At 66.3% G+C, this 15,944-nt stretch carries 7 protein-coding genes; all 7 read right to left on the bottom strand.

The window, feature by feature from the left end:
• Window positions 1–19: 19 nt before the first annotated feature.
• From treY to WDN01_21360, 7 genes are read right to left on the bottom strand one after another with little or no spacing between them, the layout of a single operon-like run.
• Window positions 20–2,425 carry a malto-oligosyltrehalose synthase gene (gene treY, locus WDN01_21390; protein MEJ0028586.1) on the bottom strand — a complete coding sequence of 802 codons (2,406 nt, stop codon included), beginning with the start codon at window positions 2,423–2,425 and terminating at the stop codon, window positions 20–22.
• A complete protein-coding gene (locus tag WDN01_21385) occupies window positions 2,422–4,104 on the bottom strand; it encodes a 4-alpha-glucanotransferase (GenBank protein ID MEJ0028585.1) in 1,683 nt (560 codons plus the stop codon). The genes treY and WDN01_21385 overlap by 4 nt, the downstream gene beginning before the upstream one ends.
• The gene (treZ, locus tag WDN01_21380) at window positions 4,104–5,711 is read right to left on the bottom strand and encodes a malto-oligosyltrehalose trehalohydrolase (GenBank protein MEJ0028584.1); all 1,608 of its coding nucleotides are present in this window, start codon (window positions 5,709–5,711) and stop codon (window positions 4,104–4,106) included. Before treZ ends, WDN01_21385 begins: the two co-directional genes overlap by 1 nt.
• A complete protein-coding gene (gene glgX / locus WDN01_21375) occupies window positions 5,708–7,759 on the bottom strand; it encodes a glycogen debranching protein GlgX (protein ID MEJ0028583.1) in 2,052 nt (683 codons plus the stop codon). Before glgX ends, treZ begins: the two co-directional genes overlap by 4 nt.
• Window positions 7,756–9,876, bottom strand: a complete 2,121-nt coding sequence (glgB, locus tag WDN01_21370) for a 1,4-alpha-glucan branching protein GlgB (protein MEJ0028582.1) — start codon at window positions 9,874–9,876, stop codon at window positions 7,756–7,758. The genes glgX and glgB overlap by 4 nt, the downstream gene beginning before the upstream one ends.
• The gene (gene treS / locus WDN01_21365) at window positions 9,873–13,049 is read right to left on the bottom strand and encodes a maltose alpha-D-glucosyltransferase (GenBank protein ID MEJ0028581.1); all 3,177 of its coding nucleotides are present in this window, start codon (window positions 13,047–13,049) and stop codon (window positions 9,873–9,875) included. Before treS ends, glgB begins: the two co-directional genes overlap by 4 nt.
• Window positions 13,046–15,928: an alpha-1,4-glucan--maltose-1-phosphate maltosyltransferase gene (locus WDN01_21360; protein ID MEJ0028580.1), complete on the bottom strand. Its 2,883-nt coding sequence runs from the start codon at window positions 15,926–15,928 to the stop codon at window positions 13,046–13,048. Before WDN01_21360 ends, treS begins: the two co-directional genes overlap by 4 nt.
• Window positions 15,929–15,944: the final 16 nt, after the last annotated feature.

The raw sequence follows: 15,944 nt of genomic DNA, 5'->3' as shown, positions 1-15,944 counted from the left end.
GAGATGCCGACGCGCACCGTCACGCCACCAGCACCGCGACGGGGAAGTCGGAGAACAGTTCGGCGCAATCGAGCGCGCCCACGCGTGGCAGGGCGGAATCGAGCGCGTTGTGCCAGCGTCCTTCGGCCCGAAGGGCGCCGGACGCCGCCGGCAACGGGATGCCGCGTTCCATGCAGGCTTGCGCCGACAGAAGCGGAACGGCCACAAGGAGCGGGCCGCGTCGAAACGCCAAGACGCGGCTGGGTGCCGGCACGGGCTCGATGTCCGCTTCGAACGCATCCGGCCGTTCCTTGCGCAATGCCAGCAGCCGTCGGATCAAGGCCAGCTTCGAAGCGCCGGATTTCCAGCCGTCCAACGACATCGTACGGGGCAGCATCTCGTTGCGCAGCCCGTAGTCGACGGGCCGGCGGTTGTCGGGATCGACCAGGCTGAAATCCCAAAGCTCGGAGCCTTGGTAAAGATCGGGGACGCCCGGCAACGTATAGCGCAGCGCGCATTGCACCAGGCTGTTGCAGATGCCCGCCGGCGCAAGCTTGGCGACGAAGCCATCGATCCTTTGGGTGAAGCCGTGGCCGGGATCGAGGATAGCCCGCACGAACGCGGCGTTCTGCTCTTCGAACGCTGCATCGGGCGCGAACCATGAGGTCTCGAGCTTGGCTTCGCGCAAGGACTTCTCGCGCCAAGCGAGCACGCGACCGGCCTCGATAGGCCATGCGCCGACGAGCGTCTGATAGAGCTGGTATTCGTCGCCCGGCATCACCTTCGGCGGTCGCAGGGCTGCGTTCATCGCGAACCAGGCGCGCGCCTCGTTCTCCCACATGTCGGGAATCTCGCTGAGCGCCGCCAGTCGCGCGCGCACGTCCTCGCCGCGCTTGTGGTCGTGAGTCGCCGTCGCGAGCATCGCCCTCGGAAACGCCCGCTGGCGTTCCTGCGCTTTGGCGAGGAAGATCTCCGGAGACCACCCGAAACAATCCGGCGCGAAACCGACATCGTTGCGCGAGAGCAGCCGGCCGTAGCGATAGAAGGCGGTGTCCTCGACGGCCTTGGCCGCCACCGGCGCGGCGAGCTGGTTGAAACGCCGCGCCGCGTCGCGCGCTGCCTCGTCGCCCGAGCGCAGGGCCCGCGCGATCGCATCGAGCGCGCGCCGCGGCGCCACAGGCCGCGCATCTTCGTAAGCGGCATCGAAGGACGGGCTGGGCGTGCCGGCATAGGTGCGATAGGCGTGGAAACTTTCCAGCAGACATGCGAGCGCGGTTTCGAAATCGCCTCGGCCGGTATCGGGCGCGAACGCCTGGAAGGCCGCGGCCGTAGCGCGCAGCTGGTTGGCAAAGGCGTTCTCCATCACCTCGCGGCGCGCGGCGCGTTCCTCCGGCGCGAAGTCGGGCGAACGTCCGCTGATCTCGGCCCATAGCGCCCCGAAGCGCGCGGCATTCGCATCGTCATGCTGCAGCGCCGAGACCTGGTCCATGAAATCGTAGCCCGTCGTGCCGTCGATTCCCCAGTCCTCGGGCAGGGTTTCGTTCGAGGCTAGTATCTTCTCGACCACGATATAAGGCGCATCCTTGCGCTCGCGCTGCGCGTTGAGCGCTTCGAGGCGCGCGCGCAGGCGCTGGCAATAGGCCTTGGGATCGGCGAGGCCGTCGACGTGGTCGACGCGCACGCCGTCGATCAGGCCCTCGGCATAGAGCCGGAAAACGGTGCCGTGGATAATCTCGAACACGCCGTCGTCTTCGACACGCAACGCCGCGAGCTCGGTGATGTCGAAGAAGCGCCGCCAGTTGATGCGCTCGCCGGCGTCGCGCCAGAAGGCGAGACGGAAGTTCTGCCGTTCAAGCAGGGCGCCCAGCCGCTCGGGCTTGTTGGCCGCGGCGAGATCGGTTTCGACCTCTTCATAATCCTCCTTGCGCAGCGGAAAACGATGCTCGCCATAGGCGAAGGCGTATTTGCCGAGGCGTTCGTCCTTGATGAGCGAGATTTCGCCTGCTGCGATCACGTCGCGCGGCTTTGCGCCCAGGAGCGGCACCAGCACCTTGTCGCGCAGATTGGGTTGCGCCGGTTCCCAGTCGATGTCGAACATGTTGGCGAAGACGCTGTCGCGACCCTTCTCTAGAAGGTCGAGCCAGCAGGGATTGTCGGCGCCGCCGACCGCCATATGATTCGGCACGATATCGAGCACGATGCCGATCTCGTGCGCCCGCAGGGCCGCCGCCAGCGCGCGGAATCCATCCTCGGCACCGAGCTCCGGGTTGACGCGCGCGTGGTCGATCACGTCGTAGCCGTGCGTCGAGCCGGCGCGCGCGGCGAGAATCGGCGAGGAATAGAGATGGCTGATGCCCAACGAGGCCAGATAGGGCGCGAGCGCCGCCGCGTCCGCGAAGGTGAAGCCCTTGTGGAATTGCATGCGATAGGTGGCGCGCGGCGTCATGAGCGCGACCGTTCGCGCGTGAGCGCCGCGAGATGGGTGCGCGCAGCGGGACTTGCGAAAGCGTCGCTCGGCGGCAGGCGCCGGCGCCAATTGGGGTGCTCGTCGATGGTGCCGGGGATGTTGGGCTGCTCGACCAAGCCCAACACGTCCTCGACGGGCACAATCGCGATCTCGCAGGGCGTACGACCGACGAAGGCCAGGGCGGCCTCGACGATCCGGCCTGCGTCCTCCGGCGAAGGTTCCGAACCGTGGCCGATCGCCGACCACAGATGCGAACGATCCTCGCCCCGCGCCCAGCGCTCGGCCGCGATGTCGCCATACTCGGATTTGCGACCGAGCTTCTCCAACCAATCGATGTCGCGGCCGCGCCACCAGCCCGCGACGGTGGGAAGATCGTGTGTCGTGGTGAGCGCCGCGGCGCGCGCCGACCAGCGTTCCGAAGGACGGAAGTGCCGGCCGTCGCGCTGGAACCAGAGCACCTCCATGCCGAGCATGCCGGCGCAGCGCATCGCTTCACGAAAACCTTCGGGCACCGTTCCCAGGTCTTCACCGATGACGATGGCGCGATGGTGCCGGGACCGTTCGGCGAGCAGCCCCATCAGCGCCCGCATCGGATAATGCAGATAGACGCCGTCCTGCGAACCCGCGCCGTCCGGAATCACCCAGAGACGGTAGAGCCCCATTGCGTGATCGATCCTGACGCCGCCGGCATGGCGCATCGCGGCGTCCCAGGTGTCGACGAAAGCCGCGCGCGGCGCCGCCGGCGACAGTGCGGTGAGGCCCCAGCTCTGCCCTTGCGGATTGAAGATGTCGGGCGGCGCGCCGACGGTGAGCCCGCGCAACACATCGTCCGGCGCGCTCCAGGCGTGGCTGCCATGCGGACTCATGCCCACGGCGATGTCGGCGATCAGGCCGATCGCCATGCCGGCATCGCGCGCCGCCGCCTGCGCCGCGGCCAAGCTGTCGTCGGTCCGTCTTTGCAGGAAGACGTAGAAGTCTATTTCATTCTGGTGATCGCGCGCGAACGCCTCAACCGCGTCGCTGCGCGGATCGCGATAGGCAACCGGCCAGTCCTGCCAGCGATAGAGACGCTGATCGCGGAAATGTGCGTCGAGCGCGTCGAACCGCGCGTGGTCGCGAAGCCGGCCGTCCGCTGGCGTGAGCGGCGCCTGCGCGTGAGCCGCGCGCAGCCTTGCGAGCTTGGCGCGCGACGCTGCCGGCCAATCGACAAGGCCGTCGCGCCCGTCGTCAGGCACGTCTTCCGTCGCATAGAGCGGGTTGAGAAACAGGCGGCTCGACGGCGCGTAAGGACTGATCTCGTCCACGGCGGCCAGAAACGGCGCATGGATCGGGCTGACCGCAATCGCATCGATACCGAGCGGCGCTGCCTCGCAGGCAAACCGCGACAGCGCGCCGAGATCGCCGAAACCGTCGCTGCCACGAAGGGCATAAAGCTGGACGGCCAGGCCGGCCACGCGTCGCCCCGGCGCGGCTTCGCCGACCGAAAAACACGTTCCGATCTCGCCCGCCTGCGCCTCGCCGGCTTCGTAGCCGCTCAAGGCAGCGAGTACCGCACGTAACGTATCGGGAGAGACGGTCTTGGAATGCCCCGCCGCATCAATCCAATCCGGCGCAAGGCCGGCCTTGCGCGCGCGGTCATACAGGGCGGCCTCGCTCATCATGTCTCGATCCAGCAACGGGTCCCGGCGCGATCCCAGATGGGCGTAGCCTCCGGAAGCGAACAGGACACGTCTTCGCGGCCGAGATTGGCCAGGATGGTCAGGCGCGTGCCGTCGCCCAGGCGCCAGGACGCAAGCACGGCCTTCGGCCCTACGACGTCCGCGCCTTCCGCAATGCAGTCCTTGAGCCGCGGCACGATATGCGCGCGGCGCAGAGCCAATAGCTCCTTATAAAGAGCCCGCCATTCGGCGCCGCCGTCGAGGCGCGGGCGCGAGCGCGCGAAGGTCTCCGGCGCGTTGGGATCCGGAATCCGCGCGCGCTGCGCGGGATCGCGGAATTCGGAAAATTTGGCGAACTCGTTGCGGCGGCCTTCGCGCACGGCGTCCGCGAGCTTGTCATCGGCATGGTCGCAGAAGTAGAGGAACGATTCGCGCGCACCCGCCTCCTCACCGAAAAAGATCAGCGGGATCGGCGGAGCGAGCAGGAGCAGGCCGATGGCGGCTTGCAGCGCCGTCTCGTCCGCCAGCACCGTCAGGCGCTCGCCGAAGGCACGGTTGCCGACATGGTCGTGGTTCTGCAGGAAATTCACGAAAGCGGTGGGGGAAAGCCGCGGACCCGGCCCGCTGCGGTCGCAGATGAACCCGCCGGCGAGCGAGGTCGCCAAGCCTCGCGCGGGCGCGTCCGCATAGGGGCCATAGTAGCCCTCGCTTTCGCCGGTCAGCAGCACATGGACGGCGTGATGGAAATCGTCATTCCATTGCGCGAACCCGCCTTCGGCCAGGAGCCTGGCATCGTTGTGCTCGTTCTCGATCACGAGATGCACCTGCCGTCCGGCCGCGCCGTCGCGCACCGCATGCGCCAGATCGGCGACGAACCCGTCATCGCCGATGGCATGCACAGCGTCGAGCCGAAGACCGTCGATGTGAAACTCGCGTACCCAGTACAGCGCATTGTCGATGAAGAAGCGCCGCACCTGCTCCTTGCGGAAATCAATGCCGGCGCCCCAGGGCGTGTGACGATCTTCGCGGAAGAAGCCCGGCGCGTAGAGCGGCAAATAATTGCCGTCCGGCCCGAAGTGGTTGTAGACGACGTCGAGGAACACCATCAGCTCGAGGCCATGGGCCCGGTCGACCAGACGCTTCAGATCGTCCGGCGTGCCGTAGACCGCCGCGGGCGCGTAAGGCAGCGCGCCGTCGTAGCCCCAATTGCGGTTGCCCGGAAACTGCGCGATCGGCATCAGCTCGACCGCGGTGACGCCGAGCTCAGCGAGCGCCGGCAGGCGATCCTCGATACCCTCGAACCCGCCCATTAGGCCGGCATGAAGCTCGTACAGGACGGTCTCCTCCCAGGGGCGGCCGCGCCAGGCGGCATCCTGCCAGCGATAGGCGTCCGGGTCGGTGACGACGGACCATTCATCGTCCTGCCGGCGCGACGCCGGATCGGGCACCGCAACGTCGCCGATCCGGAAGCGGTAGCGTGCGCCCGCGGGCGCCGGCACGTCGGCCGCATGCCAGCCGTCCGACGCCGGTCGCATCGGCACGATCCTGCCGCTCAGCTCGAGATCGACGCGCGGGTGGGCCGGCGCCCAGAGCCGGAAATGTGTCATGCCGGTGCCTTCAGGAGAGCGGCAACCATCACGCAGGCGTGGCTTTCAACCTTGCAGGACGTTCCGCCGAGCGCGCCGGGCTTTCGTTCGGGGGCCGCGCTGTCGAAGATCAGCCGCCAATCCGGCGCTCCGGGCAGCGCGAAATCGAGCGCATCCTCGGCACTGTTCATCAGCAGTGCGATGATTTCGACCTTTCCGTCGGCGCGACGCGACGTGCGGCGCATGGCCAACGCGCGGCCTTCCGCGTTCTGCCAATCCTTGTCAGAGAGGATTTCACCGCGCTCGTCCAGCCAATCAAGATCGCGAAAACCCTGAACGACCTCCTGTCCGTGCCGAAACCTGTCCTCGTGCAGGCCGGCGAATTCGCAGCGCAGCGCCGTCAGCCGCGCCGTCCAGGCGATCAGCGTATCGTCGGCCGCGGACCAGTCGAGCCAGGAGATCTCGTTGTCCTGGCAATAGGCGTTGTTGTTGCCCTTCTGCGTGCGGCCGAACTCGTCGCCGGCCAGCAGCATCGGCACGCCGCGCGCCCAGAACAGCGTGGCAAGCAGGGAACGGCGCATGCGCGCGCGCATCGCGCCGATCTTCATGTCGTCGCTCGGCCCTTCCACGCCCCAATTGCGCGCGAGGTTGTCCGATATGCCGTCGCGGTTCTCCTCGCCATTGGCCTCGTTATGCTTGCCTTCGTACAGGGTGAGATCGGCCAGCGTCGCACCGTCATGGCTGGCGATGTAGTTGATCGAGGCGGACGGGCGGCGCAGCGAAAAAAGATCGGAGGAGCCGGACAGCCGCTCCGCCAGCTCCGGGCGCTGGCCGGCATCGCCGCGCCAGTACCGACGCACTGTGTCGCGATATCGGTCGTTCCATTCGGAGAAGCCGGGCGGATGGTTGCCGAGCTGATAGCCGCCGGGTCCGATGTCCCACGGCTCGGAGATCAGCTTGACGCGGGCGAGCACCGGATCCTGGCGGAGCGCGTCGAAAAAGCCGCTGTCGGGGTCGAAGCCGGAACGCTCGCGGCCGAGCGTCGCGCCGAGATCGAAGCGGAAGCCGTCGACATGCAACGACTGCGTGAAATAGCGCAGCGAGTCCATCGCCATCTGCAGCACGCGGGCGTGGGACATATTGACGGTGTTGCCGGTGCCGGTGTCGTTCACCGTATGGCGGCGGTCGTCGTCGGGCAGGCGGTAGTAGCTCGCATGATCGAACCCGCGCCACGACAGCGTCGGGCCGAGCTCGCTGCCTTCGCAGGTGTGGTTGTAGACGACGTCGAGGATGACCTCGATGCCGGCCTTGTGCAGCGCGCGGATCGCGGCGCGCAATTCGTCCGCCGTGCCGTAGCGCGGCTCCGGCGTGAAGAAGGAGAGCGTGTTGTAACCCCAGTAATTGCTCAGGCCCTTTTCGACCAGCCCGCGATCCTGCGCGAAAGCGTGCACGGGCAGGAGTTCGACCGCCGTGATGCCGATCCGGCGCAGATGATCGATCACCGACGCACTTCCCAGCGCCGCATATGTCCCGCGGATATCATTCGGCACGGCGCCAAGCAGCTTGGTCATGCCCTTGACATGGGCTTCGTAGATCACCGTATCAGCCCAACCGACGCGCGGCGGACGGTCGTCGCCCCAGTCGAACGTGTCCTTCGTCACCACGGCCTTGGGCATGAAGGCCGCGCTGTCGCGTTTGTCGAAAGTAAGATCGGCGTCTTCGCCCCCGGGCGTGTAGCCTAGCAGTGCATCGTCCCATTTCACCGCGCCCGAAATCGCCTTGGCGTAGGGATCGAGGAGCAGCTTGTTTGGATTGAAGCGGTGGCCGTCTTCGGGCGCGTAAGGACCATGGACGCGGTAGCCATAGACGAGTCCCGGCGCAGCGCCGGCAAGATAGCCGTGCCAGACCTCGTCGATGCGGCGGGGCAGCGCTACACGCTCTTCATGACCGTCGCGATCGAAGACGCAAAGCTCGACCACCGATGCGTGCGCCGAGAAGACGGCGAAGTTCACGCCATTTCCGTCATGCGTGGCGCCGAGCGGGTAAGGCAGTCCAGCTTCCAATTTCATCCAAGAACCAATGTTGCAAGCGGCGGCAGGGTAAGTATCAACGCGCCATCGCGGGCTTCGGCCTGCCCGCCATTGCCGATATTGCCGCCGCCATAGATTTGCGAATCCGTGTTGAGCAACTCGTGCCAGGCGCCATCGCGCGACACCGGAACGCGATAGCCGCAGCGCGGCACCGGCGTCATGTTGACGACCACGAGAAGCGAGCGTCCGTCGGGCGCGACGCGCTCGTAAGCGAAGACGCTGTTCGCGCTGTCGTCGCCGATCGCCCAGCGGAAGCCGCTCGGATCGTCGTCCAGGGCGTGCAGGGCGGGCTCGCGCGCATAGAGCCGGTTCAGGTCGCCGACAAGCTGCTGGACGCCGGCATGCCCATGATCCTTGAGCAAATCCCAGTCGATCTCGCCGTCGTGGTCCCATTCGCGCGGGATTGCGAGCTCGCCGCCCATGAAAAGCAGCTTGCGTCCCGGATGGGTCCACAGGAAGGCGAAATAGGCGCGCAGGGTCGCGAGCTTCTGCCAGGCGTCGCCCGGCATGCGGGCATAGAGCGAACCCTTGCCGTGAACAACCTCGTCATGGGACAGCGGCAGGACGAAGCGCTCCGACCAGGCGTAGACGAGACCGAAGGTCATGTCGTTATGATGCCAGCGGCGATGCACCGGCTCGTAAGAGAGATAGGACAGCGTGTCGTGCATCCAGCCCATGTTCCATTTGTAGGAAAATCCCAGGCCTTCCGGCGCGGTCACGCCCGGCCAGGCCGTCGATTCCTCGGCGATGGTGATCGCGCCCGGATGACGCTCGCGCGCCAAGCCGTTCAGGCGCTTGAGAAAGTCGACCGCTTCGAGGTTCTCGCGGCCACCATAGCGGTTGGGAATCCACTCGCCGGCGTTGCGCGAATAATCGCGATAAAGCATCGACGCCACGGCGTCGACGCGCAGGCCGTCGATATGGAAGTGCTCCAGCCAGAACAGCCCGCTGGCGATCAGGAAGCCTTGTACCTCGCGGCGGCCGAGATTGTAGATGAGCGTGTTCCAATCCTTGTGGAGCCCTTCGCGCGGATCGGCATGCTCGTAGAGCGCCGTGCCGTCGAAATGCGCGAGGCCATGCGCGTCTGAGGGGAAATGCGCCGGCACCCAGTCCAGGATCACGCCGATGCCGGCGCGGTGGCATGCGTCGACGAAGCCGGCGAAGGCTTCCGCCGTGCCGTAGCGCGCGCTGGGCGCGAATTGCGACAGGGGCTGGTAGCCCCAGGAGCCGCCGAACGGGTGCTCCATGATCGGCAGCAGCTCGACATGGGTGAAGCCGAGCGCGCCGACATAGGGGATAAGGTGCTCGGCCAAACCGCGCCAATCCATCGTCTCGCCGTGCTCGGGGCGCAGCCAGGACGCGGCGTGGACCTCATAGATCGAGATCGGCGCGTCCGGCGCCTGGGCCTTGGCGCGCCCGGCCATCCAGTCGCCGTCGGTCCAATGGAAACGCCAGGGCTCGGGGACGACGGAGGCATTCGCGGGCGGATGTTCGGTCGCGCGCGCCAAAGGATCGGCCTTGAGCGGGAGCAGCGTGCCGTCCGGACCGACGATTTCGTATTTGTAGCGTTCGCCCGCCATAAGCCGCGGGATGAAAATCTCCCACACGCCGGCGTCGTGGCGCAGCCGCATCGGATGGCGCCGGCCATCCCAACCGTTGAAATCGCCGACCACCGAGACGCGCCGCGCATTCGGCGCCCATACCGCGAAGCGCACGCCCGCGATGTCCTCGATGCGGTCGACCGATGCGCCGAAGCGCCCGGCGAGATTCCAATGCGCGCCTTCGGAGAAAAGATGCAGGTCGACGTCGCCCAGGATCGGCGCGAACGCATAAGGGTCCTCGGTTTCCTGAACCGTGTCGCGCCAATGGATGCGGAGTCTGTAGGGCGGCTCGCCGCGCCCGACGAACACGCCGGTGTTGCCGATGGCCGTCAGCGACACCGCGTTCGCGCCAAGCAGGAGGTCGACGCGCTGCGCGGCGGGTTGGAATGTGCGGACGATGCCATTGTGGGGTCCGAGGAACGCGAAAGGATCGGGATGGCGGCCTTGTGCCACCATCTGCGCTTGGGCGGCCTCGTTGGTGTCCTGCATGTTCATAGCGCCGCCGCCAGTCCGGAAAAACCCGCGGTGGGAAGGTCGATCCAGTCCGGGCGGTTGTTGGCCTCGTAGACGATCTCATAGGCGGCCTTTTCGAGCGTGAAGACGGCAAGGAGCTTTTCCTCGCGCGCGTCCAGCGGCCGACCGCGGCCTTTCGCGTAACCATCCAGGAACGCGCCGCGCGCGACACGGCCGAACTCCGCGAGCAGCGTCCTGGCACGGTCGGCGCTCTGGCTGGTGTTCACCAGCCGGTCGTTGCGCTCCACAACGCCGCCGACATAGTCGAACGAGCGCAACATGCCGGCCACATCCCGCAGCGGAGAATTCTTCGCGCGGCGCTCGGCGAGCGGCTTGGCCGGCTCGCCCTCGAAGTCGATGATGATCGCGTCGCCCGCCGCCACCAGCACTTGCCCGAGATGCAGGTCGCCGTGGATTCGCGTGAGGAGCAGCCCCTCCCCCGCGGACAAGGCCTTGCCCGCCGCAGCGTCGAGCGCGGCGCGATCGCCGAGATCGCGCAATGCGAAGGCGGCATCGAGCTGTGCGCCCAGGCGCGCGCGCCAGGACGCTATCGTCTCGGCGGTCGCCTTCTGCGGCATGAAATCGGGATCGTCCGAGGGCTGCGCCAGTATGGTGTGCATTTCGCCCAGCCGGCGGCCGACAACCGCGATGAAATTGCGGTAGGCTTCGAGGTCGTTGCCGTTCTCGCCATCGGTCACCGCCTTGTCGTCGATCAGGCGGCCGACCTGCTCCAGCGACCATTGGAACGCATCGCCCTGGTTCTCGACGAAGCGCTGCACCACCGCGGCCGCGGCACTCTTATAGCGTACCTCGCCCATAAGCGCTGCGATGCCGGTGAAGCCGCGCTCCGTCAACGCGCGCACCATCTCTGCCTCTGGATGGATACCGTCGACCAGGCGACGAAACAGCTTGATCACGGCGCGGCGGCCGACGATCAACGTCGAGTTGCTCTGCTCGGCGCCCGGCCACTCGATCTCCGCGTCCGGCGCGATGCCGGCAAAGGCCGGCGCGCGGCTGCAGGTCAAAGCGCCCGGCCCACAGCCCTCGGCAAGCCCGCGCAACAAGGCCCGCGCGAACTTGGCCGTGGCGAAGCCGTCGGTCAGAAGCCCGATCCGTGCGCCGCGCCGGACGCGCGCCAGGGCGAGCGCCGCTTCGAACGGATGCGACGGCGCGTCCTCCCATGCGATCGCGAGCGGCAGCGCGTAGTGCTCGCCGTTCACCTCGAGGACGCCGAACAGGAGCTCCTTGTCAAAGTCTTGCGTGTCCGCGATCCGCACCGCGGGCACGCCGGTGCTCTTGGCCTGATACCAGCGCCGTTGCGCGACATATCCCGGCAGCACCTCCTTCTCCAGGACGTTCCGCTGCCGCCCATCGATGATGTCGTTCAAGCCGGCCCGGATGATGAAGGTGTGGTACTCCGCGATGTTATCGGCGGTGGCGGTGCTCCAGGCCGGCTGGCTGGTCTCCGCGCTCAGCGCGAACCAATAGAATCCAAAGGGCTGAAGCGTGAGCAGATAGGTGAGCTGCCCGATCTTCGGAAACGCGACCTCGCCCGACAGCTCGACCGGCGTACGGCCGGCGAACTCGCTCAGGTCCAGCTCGACGGCCTGGGCCGTGCGCGAGACATTGGCGACGCAAAGCACGACCTCGCCATCGAATTCGCGCAGATAGACGAGGACCTTGCGGTTCTGCGGCCGGAGGAAACGGATCGTGCCGCGCCCGAACGCCTTCCAGCGGCCGCGCACCACCAGCATGCGGCGCACCCAGTTGAGCAGCGAATAGGGGCTGCGCCATTGAGCCTCGACATTGACGGCTTCAAACCCGTAGAGCGGGTTCATGATCGCCGGCAGCACCAGCGACGCCGGATCGGCGCGGCTGAAGCCGCCATTGCGGTCCGGGCTCCATTGCATCGGCGTGCGCACGCCGTCCCGGTCGCCCAGATGGATGTTGTCGCCCATGCCGATCTCGTCGCCGTAATAGAGGATAGGCGTGCCCATGATGGTGAGCAGCAGCGAGTTCATCAGCTCGATGCGCCGGCGGTCATGTTCGAGCAACGGCGCGAGCCGGCGCCGGATACCGAGATTGAGACGCGCCCGCTTGTCGGCGGCATAGGTCTTCCAGAGATAGTCGCGCTCCTTGTCGGTGACCATCTCCAGCGTCAGTTCGTCGTGATTGCGCAGGAACGTCGCCCATTGGCAGTTCGGCGGTGCGTCCGGCGTCTGGCGCATGATGTCCATGATGGGGAAGCGGTCCTCCTGTGCGATCGCCATGTACATGCGCGGCATCAGGGGAAAATGGAACAGCATGTGGCACTCGTCGCCGTCGCCGAAATATGCCTGCACGTCCTCCGGCCACTGGTTGGCCTCGGCGAGCAGCATGCGGCCGGGATAATGCGCGTCGATTTCCGCGCGGAAGCGCTTCAGGACGGCGTGCGTCTCCGGCAGGTTCTCGTTGTTGGTGCCTTCGCGCTCGACCAGATAGGGCACGGCATCGAGGCGCAGGCCGTCGACGCCCATGTCGAGCCAGAAGCGCATCACCGACAGCGCCTCCTCCATGACCGCCGGATTGTCGAAATTGAGGTCGGGCTGGTGCGCGTAGAAACGGTGCCAGTAATAGGCCTGCGCCTCCTCATCCCAGGTCCAGTTCGACTTCTCGGTATCGAGGAAAATGATGCGCGTACCGGCATAGCGCTTGTCGGTGTCGGACCAGACGTAGAAGTCGCGGTCGGGTGAACCTGGCGGCGCCTTGCGCGCGCGCTGGAACCAGGGGTGCTGATCGGAGGTGTGGTTCAGCACGAGCTCGGTGATGATGCGCATACCCTTCGCATGCGCCAGCTCGATAAAGCGGCGCACGTCTTCAATCGAACCGTAATCGGGATGAACGCCGCGATAATCCGCGATGTCGTAGCCGTCGTCGCGCCGGGGAGAAGGATAGAACGGCAGGAGCCAGATCGCGGTGACGCCGAGCTCGGCCAGATAGTCGAGCTTGCCGATCAGGCCCGCGAAATCGCCGACGCCGTCATTGTTCGCGTCGGCGAACGACTTGACGTGGAGCTGATAGATGACAGCGTCCTTGTACCAGAGGGGATCATGCGCGCGCTCGTGCTGGATCGTCTCGTCGGCGCGCGGAAGATGGACGTCTTCGCGGACATTCATCGCTGGTCCTCCGCCGGGCAGACGCGCCAGAGACGGTAAGGCGCATCCGGTTCCAGGCGCAGATGCTGAATCTTGCCGTGCCAGACGAAGTGATGGCCGTCGAGCAGGTCTTCGACGAACAGCGCGCCGCTATCCGGCAGCCCCCATTCCCAGAGCGGAATTTCGAAATCGCATTCCTGCGGCCCGTGCGGGTCGAGATTTACGGCGACCAGGATACGGCTCGTCTCCCCGGCAACATGCTTGCCGTAATAAAGCACGTTCGGATTGAACGCGTTGTAGAACGTGACGCCGAGATGAGTCTGCAGTGCAGAATGGGCCTTGCGCAACCGATTGAGCGTCGCGATCTCGGCGGCGATGTTACCCGGCGCGTTCCAGTCGCGCGGCCTGATCTGATATTTTTCCGAGTCGCGGTACTCCTCGCGGCCCGGCAGCGCCGCCGCCTCGCATAGTTCGAATCCGGAATAAATGCCCCACAGTCCCGACAGCGTCGCCGCCAGCGCGGCGCGGATAAGAAATCCCGGCCGACCGGAAGTCTGCAGGAAATACGGATTGATGTCCGGCGTGTTGACGAAGAAATGCGGCCGGAAGAAATCGCGGGCGGGCGGTTCGTTCAGCTCGCCCAGATAGTCCGTGAGCTCGTCCTTGGTGTTGCGCCAGGTGAAGTAGGTATAGGATTGAGTGAAGCCGATCTTGGCGAGATGCGCCATGACCTTCGGCCGCGTGAAGGCTTCTGCAAGGAAAATGATGTCTGGGTCGCTAGCGCGCACGCTCGCGATCAGCCATTGCCAGAACGCGAACGGCTTGGTGTGCGGATTGTCGACGCGGAAGATGCGTACGCCTTCGTTTGCCCAGAACCGGACAATGTCGCGCAACGCGTTCCAAAGCCCGGGAATCGCGTCCTGGGCATAGAAATCGACATTGACAATGTCTTCGTAAAGCTTGGGCGGATTTTCGGCGTACTTGATCGAACCGTCGGCGCGCCAGTCAAACCAGCCGGGATGCTCCTTGAGCCAGGGATGGTCGGGAGAGCATTGCACGGCGAAATCGAGCGCGATCTCCAGACCCTCCGCACGCGCTGCTGCGATCAGGGCGCGGAAATCGTCGAACGTGCCGAGTTCTGGATGAATCGCATCGTGGCCGCCTTCTGCCGAGCCGATGGCGTAGACGCTGCCCGGGTCGCCGGGCGCGGCGGTCAAGGCGTTGTTGCGGCCCTTGCGGTTCGTCCGGCCGATCGGATGGATCGGAGGCATGTAAAGAACGTCGAAGCCCATAGCTCGGATCACAGGCAAGCGCGCGATCACGGCGCGGAACGTGCCGTGCCGAGTGGGATCGTCGGTCTGTGAACGCGGAAACAACTCGTACCAGCTTGCGAAGCCCGCGCCCGACCGGTCGGCATCGATCGGGTAAGCGGGACTACGGACGAGGAATTTCCGCTCCTCCAGGCGATGCATCGCTTCGATGGTCTCTGGGGCGAGCAAAATGGCGGAATCGCTAGCGGGCAGGCCAAGGACCTCGCGGACCATCGCGTCGCCCTCGCGGATATCGAGCGCGATATCGTGGCCGGCCTCCTGTTTCCTGGCCAGATCGCGTGCAAAGCCGCCATAGCGATCGATCCACGCCTCCAGCGCAAATGCGTGCCGGCCGATTCGGTCGAGCACGAAGGTCCCGCGCCAGCGGTCATTGCCGATGGGTCGCATCGGAACGCGGCGCTCGCCGTGGACAATGTCCGCCGCGATCAACGGATGACCGTCGGCGAAGATGTCGGCCTCGACCGCGACCGTCTCGCCCACGATGCGCTTGACAGCAAATTTCCCGTCGTCGACGGCGGGGGAGACGTTCGCGATGACGATCCGCGGTTCTGCGGCATCGAGCTGCGGGACTTCGGAACGGATCGGGTCGCGGCGACGGGCGTGCAGGAGGCACACTTCATGCGGCGCCAGTGCCGTCATCACAGGTACATCCCAATCTTCAGGCGAAGATGGCGCCGGACAAACGATGTCGCTGGAATTGACGACGGCGATCACTGCGTCCCGCGCAAGGCGCTGATCGGACTCGGCCGTCCGGATCAAGGCGTTGCCGCGATGGACCAGCGCGCCGTGACCGGCGATGACTGGATCAGACTCCACAAGGGCGTTCGCCGCAGCGATGCAACCGTCGATTTCGCCGCCGGCCGAGAACTCCGCCGGCATCCAGATGCCGGAGCCGGCGACTGCGGCAACGGCATAGCGCGCGCGCCGCTCGCCAGGCGGAACGCCGTCCGCGCCCACCCGCGCCAGGACAGGCGCGACGCGGGACGCTGCCTCATACTCTTCCGTCAGCCAGGCGGCGCGGAAATCCCACCAGGCGAGCGACGACAGGCAATAGTCGAAACCGCAACCAGCGAGCGCGGCGAGCGCCTCGCGCGCCAGTCCCGCAATGTCGGCTATGAAGCGCGTGCGCGGCGCGTGCGACCGAAGATCGGCGATCAATCCGCGCAGGAGTGCCGGGGGTACGCGGTCCGGTCGGCGCAGTCTGAAACCGGACGCCCCTTGCGCGACAAGCTGCGCCAGCCGGTCATGCCAATGCGTACGGAATCCATCGCACGCGATGTAGAACCGCGCGATGGCGTGTCCCTGCGCCCGGACATGATGCCGCGGATCGGCCACGCCGGTCGAATCCGTCGACGGACGAAAGGCAAACCAATCGGGATGGGTTTCGACCAGCGTATCGTCCGATCGAAATTCCGCCAGGTCGACATTGGCCAGCAGCCGGAGTCCTTCGCCCGGCAACGCCGACACACCGTCGACGGCGAGGTGGTCGAAGCGCAACGCCTTGGCGCGCGCCACGATGGCCGCACCTGCTGCGGCTGCTCCCAGATCGCAGATCCGCGGTGGCGACATCGGCAACGCCCTGACT

Origin of the sequence: Rhizomicrobium sp. (assembly GCA_037200985.1) — a bacterium.
GTDB lineage: Bacteria > Pseudomonadota > Alphaproteobacteria > Micropepsales > Micropepsaceae > Rhizomicrobium.
Note: the sequence above shows the minus strand (reverse complement) of the source record. Positions and strands in the feature narration are given on the sequence as shown.

Bases quoted from the DNA above. Each gene is read 5' to 3' on its own strand.
- treY (MEJ0028586.1), bottom strand. From the start codon at position 2,425: ATGACGCCGCGCGCCACCTATCGCATGCAATTCCACAAGGGCTTCACC.
- WDN01_21385 (MEJ0028585.1), bottom strand. From the start codon at position 4,104: ATGAGCGAGGCCGCCCTGTATGACCGCGCGCGCAAGGCCGGCCTTGCG.
- treZ (MEJ0028584.1), bottom strand. From the start codon at position 5,711: ATGACACATTTCCGGCTCTGGGCGCCGGCCCACCCGCGCGTCGATCTC.
- glgX (MEJ0028583.1), bottom strand. From the start codon at position 7,759: ATGAAATTGGAAGCTGGACTGCCTTACCCGCTCGGCGCCACGCATGAC.
- glgB (MEJ0028582.1), bottom strand. From the start codon at position 9,876: ATGAACATGCAGGACACCAACGAGGCCGCCCAAGCGCAGATGGTGGCA.
- treS (MEJ0028581.1), bottom strand. From the start codon at position 13,049: ATGAATGTCCGCGAAGACGTCCATCTTCCGCGCGCCGACGAGACGATC.
- WDN01_21360 (MEJ0028580.1), bottom strand. From the start codon at position 15,928: ATGTCGCCACCGCGGATCTGCGATCTGGGAGCAGCCGCAGCAGGTGCG.